This is a genomic window from Corallococcus sp. EGB (assembly GCF_019968905.1).
GTDB lineage: Bacteria > Myxococcota > Myxococcia > Myxococcales > Myxococcaceae > Corallococcus.
Genome location: NZ_CP079946.1, coordinates 9417580 through 9431171, shown reverse-complemented (window position 1 = coordinate 9431171; position 13592 = coordinate 9417580). Strand labels below are relative to the sequence as shown.

The 13592-nt window shown below is 70.7% G+C and carries 15 protein-coding genes; 10 read left to right on the top strand and 5 right to left on the bottom strand.

Annotation, left to right across the window (positions count from 1 at the left end; genetic code table 11):
- Positions 1-281: 281 nt before the first annotated feature.
- On the bottom strand, positions 282-716 hold the full coding sequence (locus KYK13_RS38755) for a GNAT family N-acetyltransferase (protein ID WP_223640599.1): 435 nt from the start codon (positions 714-716) through the stop codon (positions 282-284).
- Positions 717-935: 219 nt separating this feature from the next.
- Between KYK13_RS38755 and rpmH the strand changes: the two genes are divergently transcribed.
- The 8 genes from rpmH (at position 936) to KYK13_RS38715 (ending at position 6771) form a co-directional block, all read left to right on the top strand.
- The gene (rpmH, locus tag KYK13_RS38750; RefSeq protein ID WP_014400872.1) at positions 936-1088 is read left to right on the top strand and encodes a 50S ribosomal protein L34; all 153 of its coding nucleotides are present in this window, start codon (positions 936-938) and stop codon (positions 1086-1088) included.
- 15 nt (positions 1089-1103) lie between these two features.
- Positions 1104-1523 (top strand): ribonuclease P protein component, encoded by a 420-nt coding sequence (gene rnpA, locus KYK13_RS38745; protein ID WP_223640597.1) that lies wholly within the window; start codon positions 1104-1106, stop codon positions 1521-1523.
- Complete coding sequence (gene yidD / locus KYK13_RS38740) at positions 1520-1738, top strand: membrane protein insertion efficiency factor YidD (protein ID WP_014400870.1); 219 nt, start codon at positions 1520-1522, stop codon at positions 1736-1738. Before rnpA ends, yidD begins: the two co-directional genes overlap by 4 nt.
- Before the next feature lie 52 nt (positions 1739-1790).
- Entirely contained in the window at positions 1791-3611 is a 1821-nt protein-coding gene (yidC, locus tag KYK13_RS38735) for a membrane protein insertase YidC (RefSeq protein WP_223640595.1), read from the top strand.
- Positions 3608-4408: a hypothetical protein gene (locus KYK13_RS38730; RefSeq protein WP_223640593.1), complete on the top strand. Its 801-nt coding sequence runs from the start codon at positions 3608-3610 to the stop codon at positions 4406-4408. The genes yidC and KYK13_RS38730 overlap by 4 nt, the downstream gene beginning before the upstream one ends.
- Before the next feature lie 46 nt (positions 4409-4454).
- Complete coding sequence (locus tag KYK13_RS38725) at positions 4455-4682, top strand: hypothetical protein (protein WP_223640591.1); 228 nt, start codon at positions 4455-4457, stop codon at positions 4680-4682.
- A 53-nt stretch (positions 4683-4735) separates the two neighbouring features.
- On the top strand, positions 4736-6085 hold the full coding sequence (gene mnmE, locus KYK13_RS38720) for a tRNA uridine-5-carboxymethylaminomethyl(34) synthesis GTPase MnmE (RefSeq protein ID WP_223640588.1): 1350 nt from the start codon (positions 4736-4738) through the stop codon (positions 6083-6085).
- Between the two features lie 77 nt (positions 6086-6162).
- Positions 6163-6771, top strand: coding sequence for a Uma2 family endonuclease (locus KYK13_RS38715; RefSeq protein ID WP_223640585.1), 609 nt, complete (start codon positions 6163-6165; stop codon positions 6769-6771).
- On the opposite strand, the gene KYK13_RS38710 is transcribed toward KYK13_RS38715, so the two are convergent.
- Positions 6772-7797, bottom strand: coding sequence for a general secretion pathway protein GspE (locus KYK13_RS38710; protein WP_223640583.1), 1026 nt, complete (start codon positions 7795-7797; stop codon positions 6772-6774). It lies immediately after the preceding gene.
- A 293-nt stretch (positions 7798-8090) separates the two neighbouring features.
- On the opposite strand from KYK13_RS38710, the gene KYK13_RS38705 reads away from it, so the two are divergent.
- Positions 8091-8687, top strand: a complete 597-nt coding sequence (locus KYK13_RS38705; RefSeq protein WP_223640580.1) for a cysteine dioxygenase family protein — start codon at positions 8091-8093, stop codon at positions 8685-8687.
- Position 8688: 1 nt separating this feature from the next.
- Here KYK13_RS38705 and sppA read toward each other — a convergent pair whose 3' ends face one another.
- Positions 8689-10485, bottom strand: a complete 1797-nt coding sequence (gene sppA, locus KYK13_RS38700) for a signal peptide peptidase SppA (protein WP_223640577.1) — start codon at positions 10483-10485, stop codon at positions 8689-8691.
- 272 nt (positions 10486-10757) lie between these two features.
- On the opposite strand from sppA, the gene KYK13_RS38695 reads away from it, so the two are divergent.
- Positions 10758-11744 carry an aldo/keto reductase gene (locus KYK13_RS38695; protein WP_223640575.1) on the top strand — a complete coding sequence of 329 codons (987 nt, stop codon included), beginning with the start codon at positions 10758-10760 and terminating at the stop codon, positions 11742-11744.
- A 21-nt stretch (positions 11745-11765) separates the two neighbouring features.
- Here the strand turns inward: KYK13_RS38695 and KYK13_RS38690 are convergent, their stop codons facing one another.
- On the bottom strand, positions 11766-13046 hold the full coding sequence (locus KYK13_RS38690) for a transposase (RefSeq protein WP_223640573.1): 1281 nt from the start codon (positions 13044-13046) through the stop codon (positions 11766-11768).
- 74 nt (positions 13047-13120) lie between these two features.
- Positions 13121-13531: a hypothetical protein gene (locus KYK13_RS38685; RefSeq protein WP_223640571.1), complete on the bottom strand. Its 411-nt coding sequence runs from the start codon at positions 13529-13531 to the stop codon at positions 13121-13123.
- Positions 13532-13592 lie beyond the last annotated feature (61 nt).

The window sequence follows — 13592 nt, the reverse complement described above, 5'->3', positions numbered from 1 at the left end:
GTAGAGGCTCAGGAACGGCGCGGAAGGAGGGAACCCGCGGGCGTTCGGCGGTGCTAACACCCGCTCCCAGGCTGATCAAGGAACCGACCTGTAGCACGGATCAGCAGGACGCCCTGGCGGGTGGGGATGATCACCCACCGTGGATCCGCTTTCGTGCCTTGGGCGCGAGCCGTTCCGGTGGGTTGCGAAGGTGGGCGGTGGCTCCACCTGAACGGATCCACCGTGGCGCGCGGACGTCGGGTGTTGGACAGGGGGCGGAGCGCGGAAATCCTCCTCCGCTCCTACGCCGGACCCAGCCTCATGAGGACTTCGTCCGGATCCTCGTGAGGCACGGTGTGGAAGCCACACTTCTCCAGGACGCGGATCGACGCGAGGTTGTGGGCGGCGACCCACGCATGCAGCGGCCGGGTGGGCACGAGCCGGAGGAACTCGGAGAGGGCCCGGGTGGCGAGGCCCTGGCCCCAGTGCTCGCGGCCAATCCAATAGGCGACGAGGCGCTGGCCCTCCTGTTCCCAACTGCCGATGTTCCCCACCACCACGCCGCCCATCACGATGGTGCGGTTGACGTTCCCGGGGCGCAGGACGTTCGTGCGCCAGTGGGTCATGAACGCATCGCGCTCCCGCGATGGAAATCCGGCCATGCGCGCCGCTTCGGGGTCGCGCTGGTGTTCGAAGAACAGGGGGAGGTCTTCATCCGTGACGTCGCGGAGGATCATCCCGGAGAGGCTACTTGAACGGGCGGCGCACCCATCCGTTCCTTGCCCCCTCCCCCCTTTTCCTACATGATCGCCCGGTCCACCCGGCGCAGGGCTGCACGGTCGGCGCAGGTGATCCTTGATTGACTTGTCCAGGAAATAGGGTTACGGACGCCCCCTTTCCAATGTACGGGTCGCGCCGGGTGTCCCAGGCGCCGCCTTCAGCCTTCAGGAGTCGTTGTGTCCAAGCGCACGTACCAGCCGTCGAAGATCCGGCGCAACCGCGCCCACGGGTTCCGTAAGCGGAACGCCACCAAGTCCGGCCGGGATGTCCTCAAGCGCCGCCGCGCGAAGGGCCGTAAGCGCCTGGTGGTGTCGTCGTTCAAGAAGTAACTGGACGCACGGACGATGGCCGAGGGAGCGGCGCCGCGGGTGCCTCCGGCAACCGACGAGCGCTTCCCCAAGGCCCTTCGCCTGCTCCACCGTCGTGAGTTCCTCGAAGTCCAGGAGCGCGGTCAGAAGATTCCCTCCGACTGCCTCCTGGCCCTCGTCCAACGCAACTCCCGGGCGCACTCCCGCATCGGGCTCACCGTCTCCAGCAAGGTGGGCAACGCGGTGGTGCGCGCACGCCTGCGCAGAGTGCTTCGCGAGCTGTTCCGCAAGCACCGCGGGCAATGGCCCTCGGGCCTCGACGTAGTCCTGGTCGTTCGCTCCTCGGCGAAGGAGGCCTCCTTCGCGCAAGTTTCCCGTGCGTTCGACGGCGTCACCCGTAAGCTGCAACGGCTCTTTCCGGCACCCCGCGTGACCCCTGAAGAGCCTGCCCCATGAGTCCACTCGCCTTCGTCATCGCGCTGCCCATCCGCTTCTACCGGCGGTTCCTGGGGCCTCTGCTGCCGAAGGCGTGCCGGTTCCACCCCTCGTGCTCCACCTACGCCATGCAGGCGCTGGAAAAACACGGCGGTTTGAAGGGCAGCGCCCTCACCGTCTGGCGCCTGCTGCGCTGCCAGCCATTCCACCCCGGTGGATTCGATCCCGTCCCCTGACGGTTTGCTTCCGCCCGCCCTCCGGCGCCGTGCCGCCGGCACAGGGAAATCCATGACGAACGACCCGCTGTCGCCCCAGTCCAACGATTCGCAGAAGCGGCTGCTCCTGGCGCTCGCCCTCTCCTTCGCGGTCACCGCTGCCTACACCTTCTTCTTCGCCCCCAAGGGGCCGCCCCCGGGCGCGGAAGGCGCGGACGCGGGCGCGGAGATCGCCGCGACGGCCGACGCCGGCACCCCGGGCATGGCCGCCGTGCCGCCGGGCGCCACCGGCGAGGACGCCGGCACCCACGCCGAGGAGGCTCCGCCGCCCCCCGTGCGCACCGTGGAGTTCAGCCGCCCGGAGGTGAAGTACACCTTCTCCTCCGAGGGCGCCGGCCTCACCTCCGCCGTGCTCCAGGGCACGAAGATGCGCGAGCAGCAGTCGCTCACCGTCAAGGAGGGCTTCGAGAAGCTCTTCGGCAAGGACATCCCGCCGCCGCCGCAGATGAACGTGGCGCACCCGGTGCCCGGCCAGCCGCTGCCGCTCGCGGTGACGATTGAAGGCAGCGCGCCGCTGGCCGCGAACACGCGCTATGCCGTGCAGGAGGGCCCCACCGACAACGGCGGCAGCGTGGCGTTCACCGGCCGCCAGGGCCCGTGGGAGGTGACGAAGACGCTGCTGTGGCCGCGCGACGGCTTCGAGTTCACCTACACCGTCCAGGTGCGCAACACCTCCGCCCAGCCGCAGACGGGCGAGATGAAGGTGCACTACGGCCGCGCCATCGACCCGGAGTTCGAGCACGCCCCGTCCTTCTTCGGCGGCGTGGGCAACCTGAGCCGCTCCGCGTGCTGGGTGGAGGACAAGCTCCACAACCTGTCCCCGGGCGACAAGCCGCCCGAGGAGACGCGCGGCCCCATCTCCTTCTTCGGCATCAACCAGCAGTACTTCCTGTCCGCGCTCTACCCGCTGGACGGCGCGCTCAACGGCCACTGCACGCTGACCGCCACGCCCACCGCGCGCGAGGTGTCCGCGGGCTTCCCGCTCAACGTGGCCCCCGGCCAGGTGGCCACCTTCCGCTTCGGCGGCTACCTGGGCCCCAAGGACCCGGACCTGCTGCGCCCGGTGCCCGGCCCGGAGCTGCGCGCCGTGGCCGGCCTGTCCGCCACGCCCAACCACCCCCGGCTGGAGGACACGGTCGACTTCGGCATCTGGGCGGTGGTCTGCAAGATCCTGCTCGCCATCATGAAGTTCTTCCACGGCATCGTGGGCAACTGGGGCGTCGCCATCATCCTGCTCACCGTGGTGGTGAAGCTGGCGCTCCTGCCGCTCACCTACCGCTCCATGGTCAGCATGGAGGCGGTGAAGGTGCTCCAGCCGAAGATGGATGAGATCCGCAAGAAGTTCGCGGACGACAAGGAGCGCCAGAACCTGGAGATCATGAAGCTGTACCAGGAGGCGAAGGTGAACCCCCTGGGCGGCTGTCTGCCGCTGCTCATCCAGATGCCGGTGTGGATCGCCCTGTTCACGTCGCTGCGCAACAGCTTCGAAATCTACGGCGAGCCCTTCTTCGGCCCCATCTGGCGCGACCTCACCTACAAGGACCCCACGTACATCCTGCCGCTGGCGCTGGGCGTGTCGATGATCATCACGCAGAAGATGCAGCCGCAGATGATGGACGCGGCGCAGGCGCGGATGATGACCTGGATCATGCCCGTCATCTTCACCTTCACGCTGTTGCAGTACCCGGCCGGTCTGTCGCTCTACATCTTCACGAACAACGTGCTCTCCATTGGCCAGCAGTGGGGCCTGCGCAAGTGGCTGGACCGCAAGAAGAACCAGAAGGGCGGCGGGACACCGGCGGTGGTCACGGCCGGGGGAGGCAAACGCAAGTGAGCGCGACACAGGGCGTGGCGGGCGGCGCGGACTTCCGCCCTCGGGTGGAGAAGCTGCTCACGGACATCCTCGGGCTGATGGGGTTCCCGGCGCGGCTGGACCTGCAGGACGCCAGCGACGGCAGCCTGTCCGTGGCGCTCCACTTCGAGTCCGGCGCGCCTCCGGGCGTGGAGCCGGGCAAGCGCAGCCAGGTGCTGGATTCGCTCCAGTTCCTGCTCAACAAGATGCTCCACCGCCCCGGCGTGGAGCGCCGCTGGGTGATGCTGGGCGCGGGCGCGCACCCGGAGCCCCGGCCGCGCCGTGACGCGGCGGCGCAGCAGCAGGCCGCTGCCGCCGCTCCGGCCGCCTCCGTGGCGCAGGTGGCGGCCTCCGCGCCCGCGCAGCCGCCGGCCCGTGCGGCCGCGCCCGCTCCGGCCTCGCAGCCGCAGCAGCGCAACGCTCGGGGAGGGCAGCCGGGGCCGCAGCAGCCCGCGAAGCCCGCGCAGCCGCAGGCCCCCGCGAAGGCGGTGGAGGCGGACGAGCGCACCCTGCAGGTCGAAGAGGATCCGGTGTTCCGGGGGGCCGTCCGCAAGCTCGCGGAGAAGTCCGCCAGCCTGGGACGCTTCTATGCGTTCGCCGCCATGAAGACTGAAGACCGCGCGCGCGTCCTGAAGGCGGTAGAAGGAGTGGACGGAGTGAAGGTGGCGGCGGAAGGCGAAGGTCGCAACCGACGCGTGGTGTTCACCCCGGCGAAGCCCGCCCCGCTGCCCAAGCGGAGCTTGCTGCCGGACGACGACGAGGACGACGTCGACGGCTGAGCGGGCGTGCCTGCTCGGGCCGCCGGCGGGCGCGAGAGAGGAGCGAATGGGTAAGGCGAAGGGTTTGAAGGACAAGCTGTACGGCGCGGCGGTGCTCAAGATGAGCTTCCGCCTGCGAGGGGACGAGGAGTCCCCGGCGTTCCGCTTCGTCTACCCGGGCGTGCTGCGCGACCTGCAGGTCGACGACGCCGAGGTGGAGAAGTACATCGCGGAGCACCGCGACGACGTGGAGCGCGCCGCGCGCGGATCCACGCCGCCGCAGGGCGCCCGGTAGGCAGGAGCGCCCGGCCCGCCCGCGAGGGAACGGGGCCGGGCCTCTCCTCCGACATGACGCCGGACACCGCCACCATCGTCGCGCTCGCCACCGCGCCCGCCGCGGGGGCGGTGGGCATCCTCCGGGTCTCCGGGCCCGCCGCGCTGGAGGTGGGGCGGAGGCTGGCCCCCGGGGTTCCCGCCTCCCCCACTCCGCGCCACGCGTACCTGGCGTCGTTCGTGGACGCGGCGGGCGCGGTGCTGGACGAGGGGCTGTTCCTCTACTTCCAGGCGCCCCGGTCGTTCACCGGCGAGGACGTGGTGGAGCTCCAGGCGCATGGCAGCCCGCGCCTCCTGCGGCTCCTGCTCGCGCGGGCGCTGGAGGACGAGCGCGTGCGCCCCGCGCTTCCCGGTGAGTTCACCCGGCGCGCGTTCCTGAATGGCCGCATCGACCTGACCCGCGCGGAGGCGGTCGCGGACCTGGTGGCCGCGGATTCAGAGGCGGCCGTGCGCGCCGCCGCGGCCGGGCTGTCCGGCGCGCTGGCGGAGCGGCTCCGCGCGCTGGAGACGCCGCTGCGCGAGCTGCACGCGGACCTGGAGGGCGTCCTCAACTTCCCCGACGAAGCGGAGGGCGCGGACGCGGAGGCCGGCCCTCGCGTCACCGCGCTGCGTGCCGCCGCGGATGCGCTGCGCGCGGAGGTGGGGCGTGGGCGGCTGGTGCGCCAGGGCGCGCGCGTGGCGCTGTACGGCCCGGTGAACGCGGGCAAGTCCACGCTGTTCAACCGGCTGGTGGGCGAGGCCCGCGCGCTGGTGGATGACGAGCCCGGCACCACCCGCGACGCACTGGAGGCCCGCATCGAGTGGGACGGCCTGGGCGTCACGCTCTACGACACCGCCGGCCTGCGCGAGGCCCCGGGCCGCGTGGAGGCCCTGGGCATCGCGCGGACGAAGGAGCTGCTCGCGGCCGTGGACCTGGCGGTGCTCGTGCTGCCTGCGGGGACTTCGCGCGAAGAGGCCGCGGCGTGGACGCGCGAGGCCGGCGCCACGCCCGTGCTCGTCGTCACCGGCAAGTGCGACGTGATGCTGGAGGAGCGCGGCTCCGGCGTCCTCCCCTCCCCTGCCCCGCCGCGCGTCAGCGGCCTCACGGGTGAAGGCGTGGAGGCGCTCCGGACCTCCGTGCTCACGCGGCTGTGGGGCGGTGGCACGCCCTCCGCGGTGGCGCTCGTGTCCGAACGTCACGCGGATGCCCTGCGTCGCGCCGCCGAGGCACTGGGCCGCGCGGAGGCCGCCTCGCGCGTGTCCACCCTGGAGGTCCTCTCCGGCGAGGTGGGGCTCGCGCTGGAGGCCCTGGGCGAGGTGTCCGGAACCAGCGTGTCGGAGGCGCTCCTGGACACCCTCTTCCAGCGTTTCTGCATCGGGAAGTAGCGCCTGCGCGGGTGGCGGTCCGCATGTCAGACCCCTCCCTAGAATGCCTCGCGTTCACCGGCGCTCCCCGAGGAATCATGACGGCACTTCAGCACTCCCAACCCACCTCTCACTCCCTGCTCTCGGCGCTGCCGTCGGGCTGGGTGGGGGAAATCCTCGATGGCGAGCTGGTGGCCTCGCCCCGCCTCTCCGTGGCGCCCGCTCGCGCGGCCTTCATGATGGGCGTGGAGCTGGGAGAGCGGCTGGACCCGCGCCGCGGCGGCAACGGCCGCTGGTGCTTCCTGCGCGCGCCGGAGCTGCACCTGGGAGGCGACATCCTCGTGCCCGAACTGGCCGCCTGGCGCCGTGAGCGCGTGGCGGCTCCGCCGGAGCCCGGTGCCGCGTTCTTCACCCTGGTGCCGGATTGGGTCTGCGAGGTCCTCACCCCCGCCACCACCGCGCTGGACCGGGCCCGCAAGCTGCCCCTGTATGCGCGGGCCGGCGTGTCCTACGTCTGGCTGGTGGACCCCGTCGCGCGCACGCTGGAGGTCTACCAGCGCCTCAAGCGCGGCTGGCTCCTCATCGCGAGCCACGAGGACGACGCCCTGGTGCGCGCCGAGCCCTTCGCTTCCGTCCCCCTGGAGCTGGGCTCGCTGTGGCTCCCCGACGCGGCGGAGGAGATGCCCCGGCTCGCCGCGGTGCCTTGATCAGCTCGCGTGCTTGAGGCGCGCTTCCCCGGAGGCGCGCGACAGCCGCCGCACCGCGCGCAGCAGCAGGTCCGGATCCACCGGCGCCGCCACGAAGCCGCGCGCATGCACCGCCTGCGCTCGGGGCAGGTCCCGCTCCGGCGTCTTGCCCGCCACCAGCACCTGTGCACGCAGCCGCTGCGCCAGCACCTCCATCGCGGGCAGCGGCGCCACCACCACCTGCGCCTCGCTCGCGGCGCACACCTCTCCCGTGCTCGCCACCTTCACCGTGAAGCCTGCCTCGCCCAGCACCCGCACCAGGCCCGCCGCCGCGTCCGCGCCCCAGCCGTACACCAGCACCTGCTCGCGCAACGTCACGCGCGGCTCCGGCGCGGGCAGCGGCGCCCACGCGGGCTCCAGGGGCGCCAGCATCGGCAACTCCTCGCTGTCGCGCTTCAGGGCGGGCGCGCGCACGGGCTCCCGAGGCTCCGGCGCCGGCATGTCCGTCAGCTCCGCCAGGGACTGCCCCACCACCAGCGGCGGCGACTCGTCCCACTCGGGCAGGGAGAAGCCCTCCATGCCGGGACGGCGCTGCGGCGTCGCCGGCTCGCCCCGGTACATCCGCCCGATGGCCCGCTCCAGCGCGGCGTCCGTGGCCAGCCGGGGCACCACCCGCGCCTTGCCGGAGACGCTCTTCACCACGTCCAGCGTGGCCAGGCTCGCCGGCGCCGCCAGGGCCACCACCAGCACCTCCCGCAGGCCCTGCCCTTCCAGCCGCAGCGGCACCACCCGGTGGGCCTCCGCCACCTTGCCCGGAATCAACCTGGCGAGCGACGCGTCCAGCGGCCAGGCGTCCAGGTCCACCGCCTCCACGCCGGACTGGGCCGCCAGCGCGGACAGCACCGCCTCCGCCGTGCAGAAGCGCTGGTCCACCACCACCTGCCCCAGCGCCACGCCCCACTTGCGCTGGTACGCCAGCGCCGACTGCAGCTGCAACGCATCCACCACACCCCGCGCCAGCAGGATGTCCCCCAGTCGCTTCTTCATCGCTTGCTCTCCTCCGGCCCCCCTCGGTGCTCCGGCCGGGACGACCTGCTCACCACACCCTCCCCCTCTACGCCGGGAGGGTGTAAAATTACAGCGAAACAGCAGGAATCAGGTCCAGGTGGGTGCTGGTTGCCTGCTCGGACCCAGAAGTCGCCATGTGGCCACTTCTTCCCTTCGGTTTCCCGTCCTTCAACGAACCCCGGCTCAATCCTTGAGGGGGGGACGACAAAGCGGACGTTCAGTGGCCGACCCGAGGGTGGCCGCATGTCGGAGACGTCCCTAGCCTTGAGCCCATGGCTGACGCGTGCCTGAGAGAGTTCGTGCGGATGCTCCGCGCGCGCCGTACCGCTCCCGGCGGGCTCGCCGGGGTGGACACGGAGCTGGCGGGGCTGCGGCTGGCGCCCTCCAGCCTCAAGCCCTACCTGCACTTCCTGCCCGGCCGCTATACGCGCAACCTCGTCCACCGGGACGAGGGCATGGAAATCATCGTCAACTGCTGGTCCCCGGGCGTGGCGTCACCCATCCACGACCATGATGGCCAGGAGTGCTGGTTCAGCGTCCAGCGCGGCGAGTTCCTCCTGGAGAACTACCCGCTCCTGGAGGGCGGAACGGCGCCGGGGCTGGCGCGGCTGGGCACGCCGGTGCGCGTGGGGCCGGTGAGCGCCGGGCACGTGGACTTCCGGGACCCGAGCGCCTCCATCCACCGCGTGAGCGTGGCCGGCAGCGCCCCGGGCATCACGCTGCACGTCTACGCGGGCCCGGTGGCCCGCTGCCTCGTGTTCGATCCGCGGCGCCACCGGTGCGCGTCCCACGCGCTGCGCTACCACAGCATCTTCGGGCGGCCGGTGCGGCCCACCGCGGGCCCCGCCCCGGTCCCCCTGCACGTCTGAGCTACCAGCGCACCTCCGGAAGCGGCGCGTACAGCATGCGCCCCTCCGCGCCCTGCCCGGTGAGGCCCAGCTTCGCGCCCACGCGGTACACGGCCCGCACCTGCTCCAGCACCCGCGACGACACGGAAGCCTGGCTCCCGGATTCGTCATCGCTGTTGTCCGCCTCGTGCTTGCCCAGGAGCTCCGACAGCACCTCTCCCGTGGGCCGGGGGCGCGGGAAGACGACGACGCGGACCGGGGTGTCCTTCTCCAGCTTCGCGGCCTCCTTCGCCAGCTCCAGCGCCTTCGGGTATCCGCCGAGCGCGTCCACCAGCCCGCGCTCCAGCGCGTCCTCGCCCGTCCACACGCGCCCCCTGGCGACCTCCTGCAGCTTCTCCAGTGGCATGTTCCGCGCCTGGGCGGCCCGGCTGGTGAAGTCCAGGTAGAGGGTGTCCAGCTCGGACTCCAGATGCGCGCGCTGCTCGGGGGTGAACGGCTGGTCGGAGGAGGCGAAGGAGGCGTTCCTGCCGAAGGCGATGGTGTCGAAGTTCACGCCCAGCTTCGCCCACAGCTCCGACGTGACGAACTTGCCGCTGTACACGCCGATGCTCCCCGTCAGCGTGCCCGGCTGGGCGACAATCTTGTCCCCCGCCATGGCCACGAAGTAGCCGCCGCTGGCCGCGTACGTCCCCATGGAGACGATGACGGGCTTGCCCGCCTCGCGAGCGCGCTGCACCTCGCGGCGGATGGTGTCGCTGGCGGTGTAGCTGCCGCCCGGACTGTCCACGCGGAAGAGGATGGCCTTCACGGACGGATCCTCCACCGCCTTGCGGAAGGCCCCCGCCACCGTGTCGCCGCCCATCACCTGTCCGCCGGAGAGCGGGTTGGACTGGCTCTTGCCGCGCAGCACCTCGCCCACGCCATAGATGAGCGCGATGGTGGCGCTGCCCGTCTGGTACGGCCGGCCCGCGCGCTCCAGGTACTTGTCCACGTAGAGGAACTTCGCGCCCTCGCCGGCCTGCTGCTCCAACTCGTCGTGGATTTCGTCGCGGTAGCGCAGCCCGTCCACCAGCTTCGCTTCCAGGGCCTGCTGTCCCAGGAGGGGCGCGCGGTCGATGAGGGCGCGCACCTCGTCCTCGGACAGCTTGCGGCCCTCCGCCACGCCCTTCACCACCTGGCGGAAGAGGCTGCCGCCGTAGGCCTCCGTGGCCTCGCGCTGGTAGGGGCCGTAGGACTCGTCGGTGAAGGTGTTGACGGCGTTCTTGTACTCGGCGCGCTTGGCGAACTCCGGCTTCACGCCGAGCTTCGCGAAGGCGTCGCGCGCGAAGGGCGTCTCCACCGCCAGGCCGGTGAGCCCCACGTCGCCAGAGGGCTGGATGTAGACGGAGTCGAAAGCGCTCGCGAGGTAGTAGGCGCCGGTGCCGTTGCCGGCCTCGCCGAAGCCGTCCGCGTAGGCCACCGCCCGCTTGCCCGACGCGCGGAAGGCCTTCACCGCGTCCCGCAGCTCCTGCACCTGCGCCGCGCTGCCCGGCTGCCCGATGCGCACCACCAGCGACTTCACCCGAGGGTCCCTGGCGCCCTGCTCCAGTCCCTCGACCACGTCCCGCAGCGACGTGGGCGCTTCTCCGAAGGCGCCCGCCAGGGACGTGTCCAGCGTGTACTCCGGCAGCGGATGTTGCAGGTCCAGCTCCAGGATGAGGTTGGACGGCACGCCCGGCTTGCTCGCCGCCGCGAGCATCAACAACCCCACCACACCCACCACGAAGAGGATGGACAGCGCTCCGATGAAGGCCAGCGCGCCAATGAAGAAGCGTTTCATCCGGTAGGACTCCTGGTCCACGTGCCCGAGGGACGGCCCCCGACCTCCAGGCGGCCTACCATCAACGCACGCGCCCGACGACGCTTGCGTGTCGCGCAGTGACAGACGGCGGACGGGAAGCCAGGGCCCGCCCCTCCTGGTGCCCGGGGGGCGAACCGGCACCCGGGCCCGTGCGAGGGCCACCGCGGTGCACACCGTCCTCCCAGGGGCCTCCGAGCGCGGGACCCAGGGGCCTCCGCGCGCGTCGACTTTCCAGCCCCGGGAGGCACGGAATGCGGAAGCGACGGGTGGGCAATTCCGACATGGACCTCACCGCGCTGGGGTTTGGCGCGTGGGCCATTGGCGGGGGCGGTTGGGCCTTCGCCTGGGGGTCGCAGGATGACGCGCAGTCCATTGAAGCCATCCAGCGCGCGGTGGATTCGGGCATCAATTGGATCGACACGGCGGCGGTGTATGGATTGGGGCACTCCGAGGAGGTGGTGGCCCAGGCGCTCGAGGGGCGCGACAAGCGGCCCTACATCTTCACCAAGTGCGGCTTGGTCTGGGATGACCAGGGCAAGGTCCGCCGCAGCCTGAAGGCGGACTCGGTGCGCAGGGAGTGCGAGGCGTCCCTGCGCCGGCTGAAGGTGGATGCCATTGATTTGTATCAGGTGCACTGGCCGGTGGATTCGGGGGCGGAGCTGGAAGAGGGATGGACGGCGCTGGCGGAGCTGCAACGCCAGGGCAAGGTGCGCTGGCTGGGCGTGTCCAACTTCGATGTCTCGCAATTGGAGCGGGTCCAGCGCATCGCGCCGGTGACGTCGTTGCAGCCGAAGTACTCGCTCATCCACCGGGACATCGAGGATGTGCTGCTGCCCTACTGCCTGGAGCAAGGCATTGGCGTCATCGTGTATTCACCCATGGCCTCCGGACTGCTGACGGGGGCCATGACGCGCCAGCGCATCCAGACCATGCCAGCCGATGACTGGCGCCGCGGCAACGCGGACTTCCAGGAGCCCAAGCTGTCGCATCACCTGGCGCTGGTGGAGCGCATGCGCGAGGTGGGGGCGCGGCATGGCCGTTCCCCGGGAGAGGTGGCCATCGCCTGGGTGCTGCGGAAGCGGGCCGTCACCGCGGCCATCGTCGGGGCGCGCAGCGCGAAGCAGGTGGATGGCTTCATCCAGGCGGGGGACTTCCGGCTGACATCCGAGGAGGTCCGCGAGGTGGAGGAGGCCCTGGGGTCCGGCTCCGCGATGGCGCCCGGGGGCATCTACGCCTGAGCGACGTGGTGCATGGAGGGCTCAGGGGGTGAGAAGAAATGCCCCTTCCGACTCGTCGAGCCACCCTTGCGCGATGGCGAGCAGGAGGTTGTGGGCGACGAGTGCGAGCAACCACGCGGCTTCGGCTCGCTTGCGACCTCGTACGTGAAGCCTGCGCAGTCCTTGGCGCTCCTTGACCTGCGCATTGAGCAACTCCGCCGTCGGTGCGCGCTGGGCGTAGGTGCGCTTGCCGGCGGGTGTCTGCATCCGCGCACGCCACGCATGGGTGAGGTCGCCTCGTCGGCCCCTGCTCCGCCCCTCCGGAGGAGGCAGGTTCTTGCGCGCCGGTAAGGGAGAAAAGACACGAATGCCCTGCGACTCAAGCGCGGAGAAGGCCTTGAGATTCCGATAGGCCCCGTCCACCAGCCAGGCTTCGGGCTTGAGTCCCAGGACGCGGGCCACCCAGTGCACCATGGGGAGCAGCTGCGCAGCGTCCGCCCCCTCATCGGTGACACGACCAGCCAATGCCAACCGGCTCTCGACGTCCGAGACGGCCTGCGCGTTGTAGGCGGGACGGAAGCCGCCGTCTGGCATGCGCATCACCTGGGCCTGTGGGTCGGTGAGAGAGGCTCGGGGCTCGCCATGAGCGCCCCCCTTCGCACGTTTCTTACGGCGTGCTGCCGCCGGCAATGCAGCGAGTGCGAGCGCCGCCCGGGCCTGTAAATCGGCCTGAGCGCGCTTGCATGCTGCACGTGCCTTGGCGCTCGCGCCCTGTCGGCACCGGCCGGCGGCAGCCGCCGCGGTTGCCCGCCTCTGCAGAGTGGCCTTTCGGTGAAATGAGGCAGCCCCTGCTGAAGCACGTACACGCGTGCCGTCCTGCGCGAGTCGTCGTGGCCGGAGCACGGCACCGCGGCTGTACAGGTCATCCAGCAGCTTGCCCAGCAACGCCCGGAAGGCAGGGCCTGAGCGTGTCATGAAGGAGGACAACGTATGCGCCGACACACTGACGCCGCCGCACAACCACCAGTACGCAACGTCCGTACGCAGCCTGGCTGCAATGGCGTGAGCGCTGGAGAGGCCCTCCATCTGCCCATACACCCACAGCGCCAGCAACAACCGCGGGTCCACCGCCGCACGACCCGCGTGATGCGCGCGCGCACGGATGGCGCGCTCGAAGTCCGACATGTCCAGCGCTTCGACAGCCGCCCAGACAGCGCGCACTGGATGACCTCGGTCAACCAACTGCTCGTAGGTCCGAGCCGCCAGCACCTGCGTCCGTTTTGGCCGGAGCAAACGCACTCGAGGCCGTTTGCTCCTCGCCATGGCGATTCATGCTCGCACAGCAGCGCTTATGCATCCCTCGAATTCATTAGAATCGTTAAATTTTTCTCAGCCCCTCAGTTCTCCCCTGGGCCGTCCATGCGTTCTTCCAGCACGCCGATGCGCTCGCGGTCGGAGGTCTGGGCATCCGCGAGGTGATGCAGCGCGCGACCCATCTGACCGAACATCTTCGTCTGGTTGAGTTTGACGCCGTCCACCTCTTTCGCCAGCGTCGAGAGGTGCGTGACGAACTCCCCCATGTTGTCGCGGAACGCATCCATCTCCTGGGAGAAGACGCGGACCTGTTCAGAGAAGGCGCGAACCTGATGCGCGAAGACCTGGCTTCTCTTGAAGAGGACCCGACATTTCATGTCGACCACCTTCAAGGCCTTCTGGGTCCGCGCGTACTGCTCCTTCGACTCCTCCTGCATCTCGCGGAACTCCTGCAGCATCTGCAGCATCAGGTCCCCGCCCATCGCCTTCGCCATTCCGTTTCCCTCCCTGGTGACGCGCGAGTCTCCTACCAACCCATCCTGACATCGGATCCGC

Bases quoted from the DNA above. Each gene is read 5' to 3' on its own strand.
- KYK13_RS38755 (WP_223640599.1), bottom strand. From the start codon at position 716: ATGATCCTCCGCGACGTCACGGATGAAGACCTCCCCCTGTTCTTCGAA.
- rnpA (WP_223640597.1), top strand. From the start codon at position 1,104: ATGGCCGAGGGAGCGGCGCCGCGGGTGCCTCCGGCAACCGACGAGCGC.
- yidD (WP_014400870.1), top strand. From the start codon at position 1,520: ATGAGTCCACTCGCCTTCGTCATCGCGCTGCCCATCCGCTTCTACCGG.
- yidC (WP_223640595.1), top strand. From the start codon at position 1,791: ATGACGAACGACCCGCTGTCGCCCCAGTCCAACGATTCGCAGAAGCGG.
- KYK13_RS38725 (WP_223640591.1), top strand. From the start codon at position 4,455: ATGGGTAAGGCGAAGGGTTTGAAGGACAAGCTGTACGGCGCGGCGGTG.
- mnmE (WP_223640588.1), top strand. From the start codon at position 4,736: ATGACGCCGGACACCGCCACCATCGTCGCGCTCGCCACCGCGCCCGCC.
- KYK13_RS38715 (WP_223640585.1), top strand. From the start codon at position 6,163: ATGACGGCACTTCAGCACTCCCAACCCACCTCTCACTCCCTGCTCTCG.
- KYK13_RS38710 (WP_223640583.1), bottom strand. From the start codon at position 7,797: ATGAAGAAGCGACTGGGGGACATCCTGCTGGCGCGGGGTGTGGTGGAT.
- KYK13_RS38705 (WP_223640580.1), top strand. From the start codon at position 8,091: ATGGCTGACGCGTGCCTGAGAGAGTTCGTGCGGATGCTCCGCGCGCGC.
- sppA (WP_223640577.1), bottom strand. From the start codon at position 10,485: ATGAAACGCTTCTTCATTGGCGCGCTGGCCTTCATCGGAGCGCTGTCC.
- KYK13_RS38695 (WP_223640575.1), top strand. From the start codon at position 10,758: ATGCGGAAGCGACGGGTGGGCAATTCCGACATGGACCTCACCGCGCTG.
- KYK13_RS38690 (WP_223640573.1), bottom strand. From the start codon at position 13,046: ATGGCGAGGAGCAAACGGCCTCGAGTGCGTTTGCTCCGGCCAAAACGG.
- KYK13_RS38685 (WP_223640571.1), bottom strand. From the start codon at position 13,531: ATGGCGAAGGCGATGGGCGGGGACCTGATGCTGCAGATGCTGCAGGAG.